This window comes from Archangium sp., from assembly GCF_036389735.1.
GTDB lineage: Bacteria > Myxococcota > Myxococcia > Myxococcales > Myxococcaceae > Archangium.
In genome coordinates this window covers 1-18284 of the sequence record NZ_DASVWK010000482.1, presented here as the reverse complement: position 1 = coordinate 18284, position 18284 = coordinate 1, and the positions used below count along the sequence as shown (strand labels likewise).

The 18284-nt window shown below is 69.1% G+C and carries 17 protein-coding genes and 1 other RNA gene; 8 read left to right on the top strand and 10 right to left on the bottom strand.

The window, feature by feature from the left end:
• On the bottom strand, window positions 1–182 hold a 182-nt coding region (locus VF794_RS17175; protein ID WP_331111725.1), incomplete at its 3' end, for a hypothetical protein.
• 214 nt (window positions 183–396) lie between these two features.
• Here VF794_RS17175 and VF794_RS17170 point away from each other — a divergent pair.
• Window positions 397–1743 (top strand): S41 family peptidase, encoded by a 1347-nt coding sequence (locus VF794_RS17170; RefSeq protein WP_331111723.1) that lies wholly within the window; start codon window positions 397–399, stop codon window positions 1741–1743.
• Window positions 1744–2273: 530 nt separating this feature from the next.
• On the opposite strand, the gene VF794_RS17165 is transcribed toward VF794_RS17170, so the two are convergent.
• The 4 genes from VF794_RS17165 to VF794_RS17150 form a co-directional block, all read right to left on the bottom strand.
• On the bottom strand, window positions 2274–3059 hold the full coding sequence (locus VF794_RS17165; protein WP_331111721.1) for a glutaminyl-peptide cyclotransferase: 786 nt from the start codon (window positions 3057–3059) through the stop codon (window positions 2274–2276).
• A 323-nt stretch (window positions 3060–3382) separates the two neighbouring features.
• Window positions 3383–4321 (bottom strand): L-lactate dehydrogenase, encoded by a 939-nt coding sequence (locus tag VF794_RS17160; protein WP_331111719.1) that lies wholly within the window; start codon window positions 4319–4321, stop codon window positions 3383–3385.
• A gap of 104 nt (window positions 4322–4425) precedes the next feature.
• Window positions 4426–4953 (bottom strand): ankyrin repeat domain-containing protein, encoded by a 528-nt coding sequence (locus VF794_RS17155; protein WP_331111717.1) that lies wholly within the window; start codon window positions 4951–4953, stop codon window positions 4426–4428.
• Between the two features lie 39 nt (window positions 4954–4992).
• On the bottom strand, window positions 4993–6465 hold the full coding sequence (locus VF794_RS17150) for a catalase (protein ID WP_331111715.1): 1473 nt from the start codon (window positions 6463–6465) through the stop codon (window positions 4993–4995).
• 130 nt (window positions 6466–6595) lie between these two features.
• Between VF794_RS17150 and VF794_RS17145 the strand changes: the two genes are divergently transcribed.
• The 4 genes from VF794_RS17145 to VF794_RS17130 all read left to right on the top strand — a co-directional run bounded on the left by VF794_RS17145 (window position 6596) and on the right by VF794_RS17130 (window position 11385).
• On the top strand, window positions 6596–7522 hold the full coding sequence (locus tag VF794_RS17145; RefSeq protein ID WP_331111713.1) for a LysR substrate-binding domain-containing protein: 927 nt from the start codon (window positions 6596–6598) through the stop codon (window positions 7520–7522).
• A gap of 138 nt (window positions 7523–7660) precedes the next feature.
• Complete coding sequence (locus tag VF794_RS17140; protein ID WP_331111711.1) at window positions 7661–8509, top strand: MBL fold metallo-hydrolase; 849 nt, start codon at window positions 7661–7663, stop codon at window positions 8507–8509.
• Between the two features lie 174 nt (window positions 8510–8683).
• Window positions 8684–9652, top strand: a complete 969-nt coding sequence (locus VF794_RS17135) for a D-alanine--D-alanine ligase (protein WP_331111709.1) — start codon at window positions 8684–8686, stop codon at window positions 9650–9652.
• Between the two features lie 215 nt (window positions 9653–9867).
• Window positions 9868–11385 (top strand): cellulose synthase family protein, encoded by a 1518-nt coding sequence (locus tag VF794_RS17130; RefSeq protein WP_331111707.1) that lies wholly within the window; start codon window positions 9868–9870, stop codon window positions 11383–11385.
• 64 nt (window positions 11386–11449) lie between these two features.
• Here VF794_RS17130 and VF794_RS17125 read toward each other — a convergent pair whose 3' ends face one another.
• On the bottom strand, window positions 11450–11863 hold the full coding sequence (locus tag VF794_RS17125) for a hypothetical protein (protein WP_331111706.1): 414 nt from the start codon (window positions 11861–11863) through the stop codon (window positions 11450–11452).
• 186 nt (window positions 11864–12049) lie between these two features.
• On the opposite strand from VF794_RS17125, the gene VF794_RS17120 reads away from it, so the two are divergent.
• Entirely contained in the window at window positions 12050–13048 is a 999-nt protein-coding gene (locus tag VF794_RS17120; RefSeq protein ID WP_331111704.1) for a PEGA domain-containing protein, read from the top strand.
• Window positions 13049–13060: 12 nt separating this feature from the next.
• Here VF794_RS17120 and VF794_RS17115 read toward each other — a convergent pair whose 3' ends face one another.
• Window positions 13061–13648 (bottom strand): hypothetical protein, encoded by a 588-nt coding sequence (locus tag VF794_RS17115; protein WP_331111702.1) that lies wholly within the window; start codon window positions 13646–13648, stop codon window positions 13061–13063.
• A gap of 18 nt (window positions 13649–13666) precedes the next feature.
• Here VF794_RS17115 and VF794_RS17110 point away from each other — a divergent pair, with 18 nt between their 5' ends.
• Window positions 13667–15430: a M1 family aminopeptidase gene (locus VF794_RS17110; protein WP_331111700.1), complete on the top strand. Its 1764-nt coding sequence runs from the start codon at window positions 13667–13669 to the stop codon at window positions 15428–15430.
• A gap of 3 nt (window positions 15431–15433) precedes the next feature.
• Here the strand turns inward: VF794_RS17110 and ftsY are convergent, their stop codons facing one another.
• The gene (ftsY, locus tag VF794_RS17105; protein ID WP_331111698.1) at window positions 15434–17020 is read right to left on the bottom strand and encodes a signal recognition particle-docking protein FtsY; all 1587 of its coding nucleotides are present in this window, start codon (window positions 17018–17020) and stop codon (window positions 15434–15436) included.
• 142 nt (window positions 17021–17162) lie between these two features.
• Here ftsY and VF794_RS17100 point away from each other — a divergent pair, with 142 nt between their 5' ends.
• Window positions 17163–17720 (top strand): hypothetical protein, encoded by a 558-nt coding sequence (locus VF794_RS17100; protein ID WP_331111697.1) that lies wholly within the window; start codon window positions 17163–17165, stop codon window positions 17718–17720.
• An 18-nt stretch (window positions 17721–17738) separates the two neighbouring features.
• Here VF794_RS17100 and rnpB read toward each other — a convergent pair.
• Window positions 17739–18130: RNase P RNA component class A (rnpB, locus tag VF794_RS17095), an RNA gene on the bottom strand.
• A gap of 57 nt (window positions 18131–18187) precedes the next feature.
• Window positions 18188–18284, bottom strand: a 97-nt coding sequence (locus VF794_RS17090) for a reverse transcriptase-like protein (RefSeq protein ID WP_331111727.1), incomplete at its 5' end; no start/stop codon positions are given.

Here is an 18284-nt window from a genome sequence, read left to right as displayed (position 1 = left end):
GAGCGCACGCCGATCATCTTCGAGTAGTGCCGCTGCCCGGCGTTGATCCACTGCCAGTCGCCGCAGAGCAGGGCGCCGTTCTCCACCCGTCCCGCCTTCTTCACGCGCGACGAGGGACAACCCGAGAGCGCCTGCTCGTTCACGCCAAACCCGGCGGGCTCCGCCCCGACCTCCTCCGGCATGCAACCCACGGCGAGACTCGACAGCAAACCGACAGCGAGAAGGCGAGGCCACAGCGCCACTGCGTTAGAATGATTAAACATTCCTGGAGCCTGCTACGATTGGAGCTTCAGGGATAGCCGGCCAGGCAAGCTGCTGTCGGAACGGGTGCGGTTCGTTGCTCCCTCCAGCCTGGAGGGGGACCGGGGCATGGGCCGGGTGCTAAAGTAGGGACTCATGCGCTCCCTGCACTCCTGGCGCGCGGCACTCGCCGCGGGCCTGCTGCTCCTGGCTCCCGCGGCGCGAGCCGATGAACGTGAGCCCTCCACCACCCCGCGCACCTCGACGTATGAGCAACTCGAGGTCTTCGCCCGGGTGCTCTCGTACGTGGAGAACAACTACGTGGAGCCGGTGGAAGGCCGGAGGCTGATGCACGGCGCCATCCAGGGGATGCTGGAGACGTTGGATCCCCACACCGTCTTCATGCCGCCCGAGGTCTTCAAGGAGATGAAGATCGACACCTCCGGCGAGTTCGGAGGACTGGGCATCGAGGTGGCGCGCAAGGGTGACGGCATCGTGGTGGTGGCGCCCATCGACGACACACCGGCGGCGCGCGCGGGCATCCGGGCGGGAGACGAGCTCGTGGCCATCGACGGCGAGAGCATGCGGGGGAGGGATCTGTCGGACGTGCTCCAGCGAATGCGGGGCCCGGCGGGCAAGCGGGTGCTGCTGACCATCATGCGCGAGGGTTTCAGCGCACCGCGCGAGCTGGCCATCATCCGGGACCACATCCGCATCATCTCGGTGGAGGGGGCGCTGTACGGAGGCATCGCGCACCTGAAGGTGAAGAACTTCCAGGACCGCACGGTGCTGTACCTGCGCAAGGAGCTGGAGCGGCTGCGCGGACTCAACGGCGGCAAGCCGCTGCGGGGCGTGGTGTTGGACCTGCGCAACAACCCGGGAGGGCTGCTGGGCCAGGCGGTGGCGATGAGTGACCTGTGGCTGCCGGGGAACCTGCCCATCGTGAGCACCCGGGGGCGCAAGGGGGCGAACGTGACCGAGGAGCGGAGCAAGGACCGGGACACGGAGCCGGAGTACCCGCTGGTGGTGCTGGTGAACGCGGGGAGCGCGTCGGCGTCGGAGATCGTGGCGGGGGCGCTCCAGGACCACGGACGGGCGACGGTGCTGGGCACGCAGACGTTCGGAAAGGGGAGCGTGCAGACGATCATCGAGCTGGAGGATGGCTCGGGGCTGAAGCTGACGATCGCGCGCTACTACACGCCGAGCGGGCGGAGCATCCAGGAGAAGGGCATCACGCCGGACTACTGGGTGCCGGAGAATCCGGGAGCGAAGGGCGAGAAGGATCAGCCGCGGGAGAAGGACCTGGACCGGCACTTCAAGGCGGAGCCGACGGTGGCGAGCGAGCCCTCCTCGGTGACGAAGCAGCCGAAGGGTCTCCCCGAGGGCGTGAAGGACTGGGATGTGACGGCGAAGCTGGCGGACCACCAGTTGAAGATGTCGCTGAACTACCTGAACGGGATGGCGAAGAACGCACCCGTGAAGGCGAGCACCGAAGTCCATTGAAGAAAAAGAGCATCCCGATGCGTCGTGCGCTGCTCTCCGCGCCGCTGCTGTTCACCGCGTTCCCCGTGCTCGCCGCCGAGCCCCCGTCCCAGCCCGCGTGGCCGCGCATCCGAAAGGCCCGCATCCAGAAGCTGCTGCCGGAGGCCATGCGCCGCGCCAACGTGGACGCCTGGGTCGTCATCTGCCGGGAGAACGACAACGACCCACTGGCCGCGCACATCGGCTGTGAGAACGCGGGAGGCACCGCCGCGTTCCTCTTCCTGAAGCAGAAGGAGGCGGTGCGCTCCGTCGCGCTGTCGCCAGCGGGAGAGGCCAAGGCGCTCCAGGACGTGGGCCTGCACGACGAAGTGGTCTCCCTGGAGCGGGGCACTGACCTCTACGCGCGCGTGGCGGCGCGCCTGTCCGAGGCGAAACCGCGGCGCATCGCGGTGAACTCCTCGCGCACCATGACGATGGCGGATGGCTTCAGAAGGGCGCGGAGTACCTCATCCCGCCGCAGGAGGAACTCATCCTCATCGGGCCGTGAGCACCTACCGGGGCACGACGCGAATCTGGAACAACTTCGGCCAGCGCTTCCCGGTGACGAACAGCCGGTCGTTGGCCGCGTCGTGGGCAATCCCGTTCAGCACGTCCTCGTCTCCGCTCTTCTCCTCCTCGGGGAGGAGCCCCTTGAGGTCGATCCACCCCTTCACCTGTCCCGTGGCGGGGTCGATCCGGACGAGGAGGTCGGTCTGCCACACGTTCGCGTAGACCTCGCCGTTCACGTACTCCAGCTCGTTGAGGCGGGCGACCTCCCGGCCGTTGTCGGTCACCTTGACGGTACGCCGCACCGCGAACGTGGTGGGGTCCAGGAAGCGCAGCGTGCTGGTGCCATCGCTCAAGATGAGTGACTTCCCATCATCGGTGAGCCCCCAGCCCTCGCCGGTGTAGCTGAACTGCCCCGCCAGCTGGAACGTCGCGGCGTCGTAGATGAAGCCCACCTGCGAGCGCCAGGTGAGCTGATAGAGCTTGCCGCCGAGCAGGGTGATTCCTTCCCCGAAGTACTCCGGAGCGAGGTTGCGCCTGTGCAGGACGCCTCCTGTCTGGAGGTCCACCTCGCGAATGCTCGATTCGCCATTCATGCCCGTGCCCTCGTACAGCCGGCCCTCGCGGTAGACGAGACCCTGGGTGAAGGCGTGGGGATCATGGGGCCAGCTCTGGACGACCTCGAACCCGGACATCGGCACTCCTCGCGAGGCGGGGCGCTCCGCGCTACAGGCGAGCGTGGTGAGGAGCACGAGGGGAAACAGCCAGGCGAGGGGGGCACGTCGGGTCATCACGCTCCCAGGCTACTCCGCGCACCGCTCGGAGCGTACAGGGGAGCGGCCAGGGGAACCCTCTTCGGCCTATGGTGGGCGTCCCATGTCCCAGACGCCGCCGCCCGACTCTTCCACGCCTGCCCTCGCGAGCCCCGCCTCCGCCGCGCAGGCCATCGTCGATGCCCCGGACCGGAGCGAGGCCGATCGGGCCCTCGATGCCGGACGCCACCTGGCCGCGCTGCTCGACTTCGTGGGCGTCCAGCCGGGCATGAAGGTCGCCGAGTTGATGGCGGGCCGTGGTTACACCACCGATGAAGTTCATCAAGCCACGCTGAGTCGTGTCAGAACCCCAGGGTGCGGATGGTGTTTCGGATGGTATCCGCACTGCGGCGCAGCCCCTCGCGCTCCGTGTCGTTCAGGGGCAGCTCCAGCACCGACTCCACGCCCATGCGGTTGACGATGCTCGGCACGCTCAAGCAGACGTCCTGGATGCCCAGGTAGCCCTCCAGACGAGAGCTCACGGGCAGCACCCGCTGCTCGTCGTGCAGCACCGCTTCGAGGATCTGCGCCGTGGCCAGGCCGATGGCGTAGTTGGTGGCGCCCTTGCCGCGGATGATGTGGTAGGCGGCGTTGCGCACGTTGTCGAAGATGTGGGCACGGTCCTCTTCCGTCAGCGGTGCGCGCCCCGGCAACGCCAACTGGAGCAGCGGCACTCCGCCCACCGTGGCCGTGCTCCACAGGGGGAGCTCCGAGTCCCCGTGCTCGCCCGCGATGAGGGCGTGCACGTTCTGCACCGCCACATCCAGGTGGCGCGCCAGCAGGAAGCGGAAGCGCGAGGAGTCCAGCACCGTCCCGCTGCCGAACACCCGCCGGGTCGGCAGCCCGCTCAGCTTCTGCACCACGTACGTCAGGACGTCCACCGGGTTGGTCACCACCAGCAGCAGCGCGTTGGGGGCCACCTTCAAGAGCTGGGGCACGAGCGTGCGGCACAGCTCCACGTTCGCTCCCGCCAGCTCCATGCGCGTCTGCCCGGGCTTCTGCTTGGCCCCGGCGGTGATGACCACCACGTCCGCCCCCGCGCACACGCCGATGTCGTCCGAGCCCTCCAGCGTGGCCATGGGGACGAACTGGAGCCCGTGGTTCAGGTCCAGCACCTCCGCATCCACCTTGGCCCGGTTGACGTCGTAGAGGGCGATCTGCTTGGCCACTCCCCGGATCATGCTGGCGTAGGCGATGGTGGCCCCCACCGCGCCCGCCCCGATGATTGCGATCTTGCTCACTCGCTCAAGCATAGGCGGTGCAGCCAAGCACACCCGTCCCTGCGTGGACGTGAAAAAGGGAGGGGCCCGTGACGTGGCTGACACGCCACGGGCGCCGGATCGCGTCAGTGCTGGCCCGCGAGCCGCTCCCCGGTGCGCCGGGCCCCCATGGCGCGGGCGTAGTCGAGCGCCGTGCGTCCCTCGGCATCCTTGTGCTCCGGCGAGGCGCCGCGCGAGAGCAGCAGCTCCAGCACGTCCAGCCGGTCGAACATGGCCGCGAACAGGAGGGCCGTCTTCCCGTCCGGCCCCGCGCCATCGACGCGGGCTCCGTGGTCCAGCAGGAGCCGCGCGACGTGGACGTCCCCCTTGAAGGCCACCCCGGCCAGGGGCGTCTGCCCCCGGTCGTTGAGCCGCTCCGGGTCGGCCTTGTGCTCCAGCAGCAGGCGGGTGGTCTCCGTGTACCCGTGGTAGGCCGTGAGCATCAGGAGGGTGTCCCCCTTCTCGTTGCACAGGTTGACGGGCAGTCCCGCCTCGAGGAGCCATGCCAGGGAAGCCGTGTCCCCCGTCCTCGCGTGCTGGAACGCCGTGCGCGCCAGGGCCATCACTTCGCTGTCCATGTCCATCGCCTGTTCATCCTGGGTGCGTGCCTTCATGGGGAGGTCCTCGAGGAGGAGAGTGGGGGAGCGGGGGACTCAGCGCGAGTGGCGCTGCTGGTGGACGGCCGCGGCGATGCGCGAGCCGTACTCCTCGTCCGCGTTGCGGAAGTGGGCGATGCTGCGGGTGATGACGTCCTCGCGGCTCACCTGTGCGAGGCTGCCCGCGATGTTGGCCACGAGGCGCTCGCGCTGCGGCTCGCTCATCAGCCGGTACAGGTTGCCGGCCTGGACGAAGTCGTTGTCCTCGGCGTGGCGCACGGGGGCGTAGGTGCCCGTGGAGCCGTTGACGGAGACGCCAACGCCCGGGGCTTCGTTCGACTGCGCGGGGCCGTTGTAGCTGTTCGGCTCGTAGTTCCTGCTCCGCCCGCCGTTGCCGTCGAAGGCCATGGCGCCATCACGGCCGTAGTTGCGCGCGCCGCCCCGCACGCCCTTGGGCGAGTTCACCGGCAGCCGGGTGTGGTTGATGCCGAGCCGGTAGCGCTGCGCGTCGCCGTAGGCGAAGAGGCGCGCCTGAAGCATGCGGTCCGGCGAGGGGCCGATGCCGGGCACGAAGTTGGCGGGGTCGAGCGCCGCCTGCTCCACGTCGGCGAAGAAGTTGTCCGGCGCCCGGTCCAGCACCATCCGGCCCACCTCCATGAGGGGGTAGTCCTTGTGCGGCCACACCTTGGTGAGGTCGAACGGGTTGAAGCGGTAGGTGGCCGCGTCGGCCTCGGGCATCACCTGCACCTTGAGCGTCCACGAGGGGTACTCGCCGCGGTGGATGGCCGCGTAGAGGTCGCGCTGGTGGTGCTGCGGGTCCTTGCCGCCAATGGCCGCGGCCTCGTCGGAGGTGAGCGTCTTGATGCCCTGGTTGGTCTTGAAGTGGAACTTCACCCAGAAGCGCTCGCCCTTCGCGTTCACCCACTGGAAGGTGTGCGAGCCGAAGCCGTCCATGTGCCGCAGCGTCGCGGGGATGCCGCGGTCACCGAAGAGCCAGGTGAACTGGTGCGTGGCCTCGGGCGAGTACGAGAAGAAGTCCCACTGGTTGTCGGGCTCCTGGCAGTTGGTGAACGGGTCGTACTTCTGCGAGTGGATGAAGTCCGGGAACTTGATGCCATCGCGCAGGAAGAAGACGGGCGTGTTGTTGCCCACCACGTCCCAGTTGCCGTCCTCGGTGTAGAAGCGGACCGCGAAGCCGCGAGGGTCGCGCGCCGTGTCGGGCGCGCCCTTGGAGCCGGCCACGGTGGAGAAGCGCAGGAAGACCTCGGTGCGCTTGCCCGGGTGGCTGAAGACCTTCATGCGCGTGTAGCGCGCGATGTCCGGGTTGGTGACCTCGAAAGAGCCGTAGGCGCCCGAGCCCACCGCGTGCACCACGCGCTCCGGGATGCGCTCGCGGTTGAAGCGGGCGAGCTTCTCGAGGAGGTGGTGGTCCTGGAGCAGCACCGGGCCCGTGGCGCCGGCGGTCTGGGAGTGCTGGTTGTCGGCGACGGGGGCTCCAGCCTCGGTGGTCAGTTGGGGACGGTTGGACACGGGAAATCTCTCCTGCAGTGACGTGGGAGCGTTTGTGACACCACTAAAACTAGAGAAAGGGCACTGAGTTGCCCAAGACATCGTTCCGATGGGATTGATAGGGTGGACCTATCAGTTGTCGCCGAGTCCCATGCCCTCGCTCAACGACATCTCCCTCCGACAGCTCGAATATCTGGTGGCCGTCGCCGACCTGCTCGGTTTCCGCCGGGCGGCCGAGCGTTGCCACGTCTCCCAGCCCGCTTTGAGCGCACAGATTCAACACCTCGAGGAGGTGCTCGGGGTGAAGCTCTTCGAGCGCGACAAGCGCCGGGTGATGCTGACGCCAGCGGGGGAGGATCTGGTGGCCCGGGCGCGCCGGGTGCTCACCGAGGCCGGGGACATCCTCTCCGCGGCATCCCGGTTGTCCGACCCGTTCGCGGGAGAACTCCAGCTGGGCGTCATCCCCACCATCGCGCCCTACGTGCTGCCCGAGGTGGTGCCCGCGCTGGTGAAGAAGTACCCCCGGCTGCGCTTGCGGCTGCGCGAGGAGAAGACGGAGGTGCTCGTCCGTTCCCTGGTGGAGGGACGGCTGGACGTGGCCCTGCTGGCGCTCGAGGCGGAGCTCGGGGACGTGGAGCACGCCGTCATCGCGGAGGACGCATTCGTCGTCGCCGCGCCTCCCGGGCATCCGCTCGTGAAGAAGAAGCAGGTGCAGCTCGGGGAGCTGGACGAGGAGAACGTGCTCCTGCTGGAGGACGGCCACTGCTTCCGGCGGCAGGCGCTCTCCCTGTGCACGCGGGGCGGGGCGCGCGAGGTGGACTTCCGCGCCACCAGCCTCACCACCCTGGCGCAGATGGTGCTGTCCGGAGACGGCGTCACCCTGCTGCCCGCGCTCGCGGTGCCCCTGGAGAATCGTTTTGGCCAGCTCGTGGTGCGTCCCTTCGCGCCCCCGGTCCCGGTCCGCACCCTCGCCCTGGTGTGGCGCCCGGGCTACCCCCGCGCCGATGCGCTCCAGGAGCTCGCGGCCACGCTCCGCTCCGTGTGGCCCGGGAGCAAGGGCGCGGCGAAGCCCTCCTGAGACGGGGCGCCTCGCTATCGCAGCGAGTACGTCATGCGCGTCGGTTGCCCGCGGCGTTCCGTACCTCGCGGCAGCGACAAGCTGTCAGATGTGTCGCTCGGGGCGTGACAGCCCGTCCCCATCCAGTAGCCTCTCCGCATGCTCACCGAGGTCAGCGCGGGGCCCTATACGGTTCGAGGCGTTTCGGTCGGCGGCGTGTACACGTCGCTTCAGGTGCCGGAGCTCGGCGTGGTGCTCGACGCGGGGGTGCCCATCCGCTCCTTCGCCGGGACGGATCGCATCTTCTTGAGCCATGGCCACTCCGACCACGCCAGCGCCCTCGGGTCGCTGCTCGGCATCCGGACCCTCATCGGCAAGGCGCCTCCCCAGGTGTTCCTGCCCGCGGAAATCGAAGCCCCCGTGCGCGAGGCCCTCGCCGTCCAGGGGCGGCTGCACCGCACCGACACGGACATCGAGACCGTCCCCATGCGCCCGGGGGACACGCAGCACCTCGGCCATGGGCTGTGGGTGCGCGCCTTCCGCACGCACCACACGGTGCCCTCCCTTGGCTTCCAGTTCCTTCGCCGCGTCTCGAAGCTCAAGCCCGAGTATCAGGCGCTGCCCCCCGAGGAGATCGGCCGGAGGCGCAGGGCCGGTGAGCCCCTCTTCGACGAGGTGGAGCGGCTCGAGCTGGCCTATGCCACCGATACGCTCTCGCGCGTGCTGGAGACCGAGCCCTCGTTGTTCGACAGCCGGGTGCTGATCCTCGAGTGCACGTTCATCGACGCGAAGCGCACGGTGCAGGACGCGCAGGAGCGCTCGCACATCCACCTCGAGGAGATCTTCGCCCGGGCGGAGCGTTTTCAGAACGAGGCTCTCGTGTTGATGCACTTCAGCCAGGCCTTCAGCCCCGACGAGGTACACGCCGTCATCCAGGCGCGCGCTCCCGAGGTCCTGCGGGAGCGGCTCCGCGTCTTCGCCCCCACCTCGGGACGTTGGTTCGGGTGAACAGGCGAGGTCCGAGGGACACGGCGTGGTTCGCTGGACACGCTCGCCCTGTGTAGGTCTTCGCGCTCCGCGTCCCGATGTGCTGGAAATCCGGGCCTGTAGCGTGGGCGGCGCCCCGCAGCGGCGCTGGCATCCCGCGTGCTCTAGCCCCCTGACAAGGAGGAATCCAAGGTCATGGGCAAGCGCGTCGGTGTTCTGATGGGTGGTTGGGGTGAGGAGCGGGAAATCTCTTTGAAGACCGGGGAGGCCGTGGTCGCCGCCCTCGAGTCCAAGGGCCACACGGTGAGCCGTATCTTCGCCGGCCCCGGGTTGGACCGCGCGCTGCGCTCGGCCGAGCTCGACGTGGCCTTCCTCGCCCTCCACGGCCGCATGGGCGAGGATGGCAAGGTGCAGGGCCTGCTGGAGCTGATGGGGCTGCCCTACACGGGCTCGGGTGTGCTCGCCTCCGCGCTCGCCATGAACAAGCCCATGGCCAAGAAGCTCTTCCGCCTCCACAACCTCCCCACGCCCCAGGGCTACCGCGTGGGCCGCGCCGACAGCTCCCGCGCGCTGGAACTCCACGGCGACCTGGGCTTTCCCTGCGTGGTGAAGCCCGCGTGCGGCGGCTCGTCCGTGGGCCTGTCCGTGGTGCGCGAGCCCGAGGCGCTCGTCCCCGCCGTCGTCCAGGCCTGCCGCTTCGGTGGCGAGGCCCTCGTGGAGCGCCTGGCACGCGGCCGCGAGGTGACGGTGGGCATCCTCGGCGAGGAGGTGCTCGGCACCTGTGAGATCGCCACCCCGCGCGAGGGCTTCGATTACGACGCCAAATACAAGGGCGGCTCGCGCTACTTCCTCCCCGCGCGCCTGTCCCCCACGCGCCTGACCAACGTGGAGTCCCTGGCGCTCGCCGCCTGGCGCGCCCTGGGCTGCCGCGGCTACGGCCGGGTGGATCTCATCTGCTCCGATGAGGACAACGACGTCATCCTCGAGGTGAACACCCTCCCGGGCCTCACCCCCGTCAGTCTCCTGCCAAAGATTGCGGCTCAAAAGGGACTCGACTTCCCCGCGCTGGTGGAGTGCCTCCTCACGCTCGCCACCCGAGACGAAGTGGACGTGGCCGAGGCCCCCATCGTGGTGCCCACCGTCCCGCACCGCGCGGCGAGCTGACGCGGTAAGACGGGGAAGCATTTGACAGTCAGGGGACGCATCCCTATTGTCCGCGCTCGTTACGGTCCGGGAAAGACAAACCCTTGTCATTCCGGGCAGATACGAAGGCGGGGGGCTCCTCTGGACCGGGTGCGGCGGTCGGTGGAGTCGATATTTCTTCTCCGCCGTGCAGGGTAAGGACCGCGGCGACTTCACCCGCGGCAGGGGCAGGTCAGATGACCACCGTCGAGATCCTCTTCTTGGGCGTGTACTTCAGCGTCCTCTGTGTACTTGCGGTCTACGGATCGCACCGGTACCGGATGGCGTATCTGTACTATCGCCACAAGTTCAAGCTTCCCACGCCCAAGGGCGTGCTGCCGGCGCTTCCGCCGGTCACCATCCAGCTGCCCATCTTCAATGAGATGTACGTGGTCGAGCGGCTGGTGGAGTCGGTGTGCCGCATCGACTACCCGCGCGAGCTGTTGGAGATCCAGGTGCTGGACGACTCCACGGACGAGACGTGCGGCATCGCGCGTGCGTGCGTGGAGCGCCACCGGCAGCAGGGCCACAACATCGTCTACATCCACCGCACCAACCGCCAGGGCTTCAAGGCGGGCGCGCTGGAGAACGGCCTGAAGACGGCCAGCGGCGAGTACGTGGCGGTGTTCGACGCGGACTTCGTGCCCACGCCGGACTTCCTGCTGCGCACGGTGCCCTTCTTCGTGGACCCCAAGGTGGGCATGGTGCAGGTGCGCTGGGGCCACCTCAACCGTGAGTTCTCCATCCTCACCCAGGCCCAGAGCATCTTCCTCGACGGCCACTTCATCATCGAGCACACCGCGCGCAACCGCTCGGGCTGCTTCTTCAACTTCAACGGCACGGCCGGCATCTGGCGCCGCGTCACCATCTCGGACGCGGGCGGCTGGCAGCACGACACGCTCACCGAGGACCTGGATTTGAGCTACCGCGCCCAGGTGAAGGGCTGGCAGTTCATCTTCCTGCCCGAGGTCGTCTCCCCGGCCGAGGTCCCCGTGGAGATGAACGCCTTCAAGAGCCAGCAGCACCGCTGGGCCAAGGGCTCCATCCAGACGGCGCGCAAGCTGCTGCCGATGATCCTCAAGAGCGACCTGCCCTTCGCCGTCAAGCGCGAGGCCTTCTTCCACCTCACCAACAACATGGCCTACCTGTTGATGGTGCTGCTCAGCGTGCTGATGCCGCTGTCCATGGTGGTGCGCTTCCAGCACGGCCTCTACGGCACGCTCTTCCTGGACCTGCCCTTCTTCATCACCGCCACCGCCAGCGTCGCGGTCTTCTACGTCTCCGCCCAGCGTGAGCAGGGCGCCAAGGGCTGGGCCCGCTTCAAGTACCTGCCCTTCCTGATGAGTCTGGGCATCGGCCTGGCCATCAACAACGCCCGCGCCGTGCTCGAGGCCCTCCTGGGCCAGCAGTCCGGCTTCACCCGCACCCCGAAGACCGGCGCCGAGGGCAAGAAGGTCGTCGCCGTGAAGAAGAGCTACCGCGGCGACAAGACGCTGATGCCCGTCATCGAGCTCTCCTTCGCCGCCTACTTCACCGGCGCGCTCTGGTTCGCCATCGACAAGGCCATCTACACCTCGGTGCCCTTCATCCTGCTCTTCCTGGTGGGCTTCCTGTACGTGGGCGTGTCCAGCCTGCTCCAGGGCCGCCTGAAGATCAGCGAGGCCGCTCCCGCTCCCGTGAAGCTCTCCGAGGAGCAGACCCGCCGCGCGGCGTAGTCGGACGGCGGTCTGGGTTGATCCGAACCCCGTTCCTCTCCTGGAGAGGGACGGGGTTTCGCGTTCAGGGCGTGCCCGCGTCCGGGACGCCTCTCACCAGCCGTTGCTCCTTCCACGCGGTCTTCGGACCGCTCGGCGCCGGACGGCAGTTCTCGTCGATCGCCATCGTGGCCACCGAGCGCAGGGTCAGCCCCTTCTCGTCACAGGTCGTCGCCTGGGTGGGGAAGCGCACCGGACAGGCCGTGCCCGCCCCTGCGAACGTCGTGGCCCGCGTCTCGCCCACGAAGCCGTCCGGCGTCCGGTTCAGCACGATGCTGACCGTTCCTCCGTCCGACTGGGCCTCCGCACCCTCCCGAGCGCGCATGACCGCCAATGTCAAGGTGCCGCCGTCGTCCTCCCCTCGGTAGAGGAACGCCGGGTTCTCCTCGTGGTGGTACTCCCCGGCCTGGTTCAACTCGCACCCCGGGGGGATTCGCATCGGACGGGGGGAGTCATCGGGGCGGGGAGGGGTCCGGGTAGGACAGGCCATCAGGGTGGCGGCGAGGCCGCCTGCTGCGATCCAGGGGATTTTTCGGGACATTGGGGGGTGATCTTCCCCCAATCCGCCTCCCGGGTGGGCTCCTGTTTGACCCGTCTCCCGCGACTCTCTAACCTTTACCCCGCCATGTTCCAGTGCCGCGCCCTCCTGATCGCGTTGGTCCTCTGTCTCGCCGCGCCTTCTTCTGCCTTCGCGCAGGATGACGACCTCATCGCCCCCCTGACCCCGTCCGGGCCCTCCAAGGGCAAGGGTGGCAAGCGCCGGCCTCCGAGGACCAAGACCGCCAAGGGCACCCGGAAGGGCACGGGCTCCAAGCAGTCCCCCGCCTCCAAGCAGGCTCCGGCCGTGGTCGCCGAGCCCGAGCTCGAGCCTTCCGAGGGGGATGACCTGATCGCCCCCCTCGTCGTCGTCAAGAAGACCGAGCTGCTCGTGAAGCTGGGGGTCGGCAGCCGTGGGGCGCGCCTGTTCCTCGATGACAAGGAGCTGGGAGCTGTCCCCAAGAGCGCCATCGAGGTGACTCCCGGGGAGCACACCGTCGCCGTGCGCCGGGCCGGCTATCGCGACTTTTCCCGACGTGTCACCGCCAAGGAGGGCGAGCTCACCGAGCTGAACGTGCTGCTCGAGGCCGTGGCGGCCTTCGTCACCGTGAGGGCCGACGTCGCCGGCGCCCGCGTCATCATCGACGGCGAGGACAAGGGGACCGCCCCGATCGAGAGCGTCATGCTCGCGGCCGGCTCCCATGAGATCGTCGTCAAGCTCGACGGCTTCCGCGCCGAGACGCAGCGCATCACCGTGCGCACCGGCAAGGAGTACACCGTCGACGTCAACCTGCGCCCGGAGGCCGTCGCCCAGTCCGACAAGCCCCGCACGCCAGTGCTCACGCCGAGCACCACCGAGACTCCCTCGCCGCTCACCCAGAACGTGCCGGAAGTCTCCGCCAGCTCCCCGCTCACCAAGCGCTGGTACTTCTGGGCCGGCGTGGGCGCCGTCGTCACCGCGGGTGTCGTCGGCACCATGGTGGCCACCCAGCCCAAGCCCCTGGATCCGGACCTCGACGTCTGCGGCGGTCGCTGCGACGTCGTCATCAACCGGCCCTCCACCGCCTCCGGGGCCATCCGGTTCTAGAGGTCGCGGGCCTCACTGGCCCCGGAGGTCGTCTTCCTGATTCGAGCCCCTGGGCTCGAGCACCAGGAAGACGTCCGTCACCCGGCCTACGCCCGAGTAGTCCAACGCCGTCGCGCGGACGCGGAAGGGCTCGTTCTCCGGCAGCATGGAGGTCAGGTCCACCTGTCCCGGCTCGAAGTGGAAGGCGCGCGGGCCCACGCTGTCCACCACCTCGCGGCCCATCAGCACGTTGTCCGTGAAGCCCACGGCTCCCCGGTTGATCACCCGCCCCGAGCCATCCAGCACCTCGAGCAGGATGAAGTTGTCCACGTCGAAGCCCTGCTTGCCCTCGGCATCGCCGTAGAGCATCGCCCGCGCTCCGGACAGGCGCACCAGTGGCGTCTCGCCCGTTGTCACCACCCGAGGCGTCCGCTCGAAGTCGCGCGTGTCCACCTCCACGTCCTCGCGCGTTTCCATGAGAGAGGCGGTCTCCCGCTCCTCCGTCTCCTTCAACAGCGGATAGGGGCGGGGCGGGCCCATCGGCGCGGGGGGGGGCACCTGCTTCACACAGGACAGGGACGTGGCGGCCACGACCGCCAGGGCGAGCTTTCGGAGGGTCATCGTCGGTAACATACCTCCATGCCCTTCCCTTCGCGTCGCTGGCCGCTGCTGGCACTGCTGCTCGTGCCAGGGATTGCTCCCGCCGGGGATTCCGTCCCCCCCGAGGTGCAGTTCTCCCTCCAGCACCTCAAGTCCGAGGAGCGCGCACGGGCCGCGCAGGCGCTCGGGCCCCTGGAGGACCTGCCCCGCTACCAGGTGCAGCTCGAGGTGGACCCCAAGGCCCGGCTGGTGAAGGGTCGTCTGCGGGTGGAGTTGTTCGTGCGCAACCGCCCGCTGGAGGCTGTCCACCTGCGCGTCACCCCCAACGCCTTCGCCTCGCCCGTGGGACTCTCGGACGTGAAGGTGAACGGGCAGCCCGCGAAGCTTCAGCGTCCCGAGGACAGCGTCTACCGCGTGCCGCTGGACAGCCCCGTCGCCCCGGGTGGCTCCGTGGTGGTGGAGCTCGCCCTGGAGGCACGCGTGCCCAAGGCGGCGCCGGGCTCCACCTCGCTGCTGGGATCGCTCGGAAGCTCGGGTGGGGGAGGGGACTACGGCGCCTTCGCCGCCATGGACAACTTCATGAGCCTCGTGGGCGTGGTGCCCCTGGTGCCTCCGCTCGACGCGAGCGGCAACCCCTGGGCCGGGCCCTCGGGGGTGGGGGACCTGGCGCTGTACGAGCCCTCGAACGTGCTCGCCAATGTCATCGTCCCCTCGGGCTGGAAGGTGCACACCACGGGCGTCCCGCTGGGCGAGGTGCCCCAGAAGGATGGGCGCATCCGCTTCAGCTTCGCCGCGGGCGCCGTGCGGGACTTCCCCGTGTTCGCCTCGAGGGGCTACGAGAGCGCCACCGCCACGGTGAATGGCGTCACCGTGGAGAGCCACTTCTCCGCCCGCGACGCCGAGGTGGGCAAGCGCGTGTTGAAGTACGCCAGCGATGCGCTCTCGGAGCTGGAGCGGCGCCTGGGCCCCCTGCCATTCAAGTACTTCCGCATCGTGGAGGCCCCCCTGTCGGGCGGAGCCGGAGGCATGGAGTTCCCCGGCCTCATCACCGTGGGCACGTCGCTCTACCGAGGGGCGGCCAACCCCAACAGCGCCCTCGAGGGCCTCCAGGGCATGGAGCAGATGTCGCAGCTCCTCCAGGCCATGGGCGGGGATGCGGCGCCGCTCGCGCAGCTCGGCAAGACGCTGGAGCGCACGCTCGAGTTCACCGTGGCCCATGAGGTGGCGCACCAGTACTTCGCGGGGCTGGTGGGCTCCGACCCCATCAACATGCCCGTGGTGGACGAGTCGCTCGCCCAGTACACGGCGCTGCTCTACATGGAGTGGAAGCACGGGCGTGCCGTGGCGGAGAAGATGCGGCTGGAGACGCTCGTCTCGGCCTACCACCTGATGCGGCTCTCGGGGGGCAAGGACGGCCCGGCGGACCGGCCCACCACCGGCTTCGATGACTCGATGCAGTATGCCGCGCTGGTGTACGGCAAGGCGCCGCTGCTGCACCATGCCTCGCGCAAGCTCGTCGGTGACGAGGCCTTCTTCAAGGCCCTGCGCGCCTACGTGGACGCGTACCGCTTCCGCTGGACGTGCGGCGACTGCTTCACCCGCGAGCTGGCCAAGGCGAGCCCCTCGCATTCCGGAGCGCTCGAGCGCCTGCGCGTGCGCTGGTGGAAGGAGGCCTACGGAGACGAGGACCTCGGCAAGCCCAACATGGGCGCCATGCTGGGCGCCGGGCTGAATGGGCAGGAGCTCGACCCGGAGACGCTCAAGCTCATGGAGGAGCTGCTGCCGGGCCTGCTGAAGGAGTAGGCCCTAGTCGAACAGCGCCTTGACGAACTCCCGGGGCTCGAAGTGGCGCAGGTCGGCGACCTTCTCGCCGACGCCCACCCAGGCCACCGGAATCTTCAGCTCGTCGCAGATGCCGATGATGACGCCGCCCTTGGCCGTGCCATCCAGCTTCGTCAGCGCGATGTCGGTGATGCCCACCGCCTCGTGGAACTGCTTGGCCTGCTGGATGGCGTTCTGACCGTTGGTGGAGTCCAGCACCAGCAGCACCTCGTGGGGAGCCCCGGGCAGTGCCTTGTCGATGACGCGCCGCACCTTCTTCAGCTCGTCCATCAGGTTCACCTTGGTGTGGAGCCGGCCCGCCGTGTCCGCGATGACCACGTCGGCGCCAATCTCCTTCGCCCGCTTCACGGCGTCGAAGATGACCGAGCTGGGATCGGAGCCCTCCGGCCCCTTCACCAGCTCCGCCTTCGCGCGGTCCGCCCACACGTCGAGCTGCTCGGTGGCGGCGGCGCGGAAGGTGTCGCCCGCGGCCAGCACCACCTTCTTGCCCTGGCCCGTCAGCTTCGCCGCCAGCTTGCCAATCGTCGTCGTCTTGCCCGCCCCGTTGACGCCCACCACCATCACCACGTGCGGCGGGCCTCCGCCCTCCAGCGAGCGCGGCACCGGCAGGTCCACGATGCGCGCCACCTCCTCGCGGATCATCGCCTTCATCCGGTCCGCGTCGCCCAGCTCGTTGCGCTTGAGCTTCTCGCGCGCCACCTCCACCAGGTTGGACGCGGTGCGCACGCCGATGTCCGCCGTGAAGAGGATCTCCTCCATCTCCGCCAGGATGGACTCGTCCACCTTGCGGTTGGAGCCGAAGAGGCCGTTGAGCCGCGCCATGAAGCCCTGGCTGCGCGTCTTGTCCAGGCCCTGGGCCAGCGTCCGGCCGGCCTCCGCTTCGATCTTCGCGCGCGCCGCCGCCTCCTCCGCGCGCCGGGCCTCCTCGACCGCCGCCACCTCACGGGCCCGCTGCTCGGCCAGGAGGCGCTCCGCCTCCTCGCGCTCGCGCTTGCGCCGCTCCTTCACCTCGTCGTCGACGGCCTTCCTCGCGCGGTACTCGGCGCGCTTCTCCTCCTCCTCGCGCTCCTTGAGGGCGCGGACCTCGGCCTCCAGGCGGGTGCGCTCGGCGGCGTCCGTGGCCGCCCTCGCGGCCCGGGCCGTCTCCTCCCGCTGACGGGTGAGCGCCTCGGCGCGAGCGTGAATCTCCTCCGCCTCGCGCAGCCGGGCGAGCTCCGCCTCGCTGGGCGGCAGCTCCACGCGCAGCTCCGGCCGTTCCGCGGGCAGCGCGGGCTTGTCCTTCGTGGGAGGCACCGTCGGCGGCGTGGGCCTGCCGGGCACCTCGGGGCGGCGCTTGAAGAAGAGCTTGCGCGCGGCCAGGGCCATCAGCGCCACGAGCAGCACCACCGCGGTGATGCCGACCACCTCTCCGTAGGGTCCGCCGGCCTCGGGAGCCACCGGGGGCGTGCCCGTCTCCGGCACCCCGGGCTGCGTCGGTTGCTGGGGCGGAAGCGTGGGCTGTGGCGAGGGCGCCTGCGCGAGGACGAAGGGGAGGGCGGTGGGCGTCGTCATGGCGCGCACCGCATACCTCAAGATGCTCCGCGAGTCCTACCCAACTTCGAGCCGTGCCGGGAACCCATCACACGAGGCGAGGGAGCAGGGCGGCACGGGCGGGTGGATGCCGTGCCGGGAAGTCGGTAGAACCAGGGGCGCCATGTGCCGTCCCACGCTCCTCTCCCTCCTCGCTTCCGCCTCCCTCCTCTGCGCCTGCATCGTCGAGGCGCCCGGAGGCTCCAGCCCCAACGAGCGGCGCCAGGCCGTGGTGGCCCAGGTGCCGACGCTCCAGGTGCGCAACGGCGCCAACTTCGAGGACAAGGTGGAACTGGTGGGGGCCACCGTGCAGCCGGGCCGCATCGCCCCCGGCGAGCTCGCCCGCGTCACCGCCTACTTCAAGGTGCTCAAGCCCCTGGAGGAGGACTACATGGTCTTCGTCCACATCGAGGACGCCGAGGGCCGCATGGAGCGCCTCAACGCCGACCACAAGCCGGCCGGCGGCCTCTACCCCACCACGCAGTGGAAGGTGGGCGAGACGGTGAAGGACGAGTTCAACATCGGCCTGCCGGCCGGTGCTCCCGCCCGAGCCCTCAACCTGTGGGTGGGCTTCTGGGATCCGAAGACCGACGCGCGCCTCCAGCTGAAGAACCCGGAGGTGGTGCGCAACGACGGGCGCAGCCGCATCCTGCTGGTGCAGGTGCCGGTGGAGCAGCAGTAGGCCCAGGGGAGAGAAAAAAACCGGAGTGGCCCTGTAAGCCGAGTTTTGTCACCACCCCTTTCGGGGTGGGTAGCGAACATTCATCTAGGGCCCTGGTTGCCCAGGGGCCTCATCAGCGAGCAACCCGAGCGCATGGGGCGGGCAACCCCTGTCCCCTTTCGAGGACGCGCTCCTATTGGCTCTTGCTCCAGGTGGGGTTTGCCGTGCCGCCCGAGTCACCTCGGGCGCGGTGCGCTCTTACCGCACCGTTTCACCCTTACCGGCCCCTCGCGGAACCGGCGGTTTATTTTCTGTGGCACTTTCCTGCGAGTCGCCTCGACTGGTCGTTAACCAGCACCCTGCCCTATGGAGCTCGGACTTTCCTCCCGTCACCCGACCCTGCGGTGACCAGCGTTCACCCAGACCACTCCGGCCCATGCCTCATACAACAGGCACGGGCCCGAGGTCACTCCAGGACGCATGGGGAGCTACATCCGCTCGTCGATGGCCCGGTTGCTCATCTCGTCGGCCGCCTTGTTCTTCTCGCGCGGCACGTGGACGAGCTTCACCCGGGGGAACTGCTTC

What these genes read in the sequence shown, in the direction of transcription:
- VF794_RS17170 (WP_331111723.1), top strand. Translation starts at nt 397, where the DNA reads ATGCGCTCCCTGCACTCCTGGCGCGCGGCACTCGCCGCGGGCCTGCTG.
- VF794_RS17165 (WP_331111721.1), bottom strand. Translation starts at nt 3,059, where the DNA reads ATGACCCGACGTGCCCCCCTCGCCTGGCTGTTTCCCCTCGTGCTCCTC.
- VF794_RS17155 (WP_331111717.1), bottom strand. Translation starts at nt 4,953, where the DNA reads ATGAAGGCACGCACCCAGGATGAACAGGCGATGGACATGGACAGCGAA.
- VF794_RS17145 (WP_331111713.1), top strand. Translation starts at nt 6,596, where the DNA reads ATGCCCTCGCTCAACGACATCTCCCTCCGACAGCTCGAATATCTGGTG.
- VF794_RS17140 (WP_331111711.1), top strand. Translation starts at nt 7,661, where the DNA reads ATGCTCACCGAGGTCAGCGCGGGGCCCTATACGGTTCGAGGCGTTTCG.
- VF794_RS17135 (WP_331111709.1), top strand. Translation starts at nt 8,684, where the DNA reads ATGGGCAAGCGCGTCGGTGTTCTGATGGGTGGTTGGGGTGAGGAGCGG.
- VF794_RS17130 (WP_331111707.1), top strand. Translation starts at nt 9,868, where the DNA reads ATGACCACCGTCGAGATCCTCTTCTTGGGCGTGTACTTCAGCGTCCTC.
- VF794_RS17125 (WP_331111706.1), bottom strand. Translation starts at nt 11,863, where the DNA reads ATGCGAATCCCCCCGGGGTGCGAGTTGAACCAGGCCGGGGAGTACCAC.
- VF794_RS17120 (WP_331111704.1), top strand. Translation starts at nt 12,050, where the DNA reads ATGTTCCAGTGCCGCGCCCTCCTGATCGCGTTGGTCCTCTGTCTCGCC.
- VF794_RS17115 (WP_331111702.1), bottom strand. Translation starts at nt 13,648, where the DNA reads ATGACCCTCCGAAAGCTCGCCCTGGCGGTCGTGGCCGCCACGTCCCTG.
- VF794_RS17110 (WP_331111700.1), top strand. Translation starts at nt 13,667, where the DNA reads ATGCCCTTCCCTTCGCGTCGCTGGCCGCTGCTGGCACTGCTGCTCGTG.
- ftsY (WP_331111698.1), bottom strand. Translation starts at nt 17,020, where the DNA reads ATGACGACGCCCACCGCCCTCCCCTTCGTCCTCGCGCAGGCGCCCTCG.
- VF794_RS17100 (WP_331111697.1), top strand. Translation starts at nt 17,163, where the DNA reads ATGTGCCGTCCCACGCTCCTCTCCCTCCTCGCTTCCGCCTCCCTCCTC.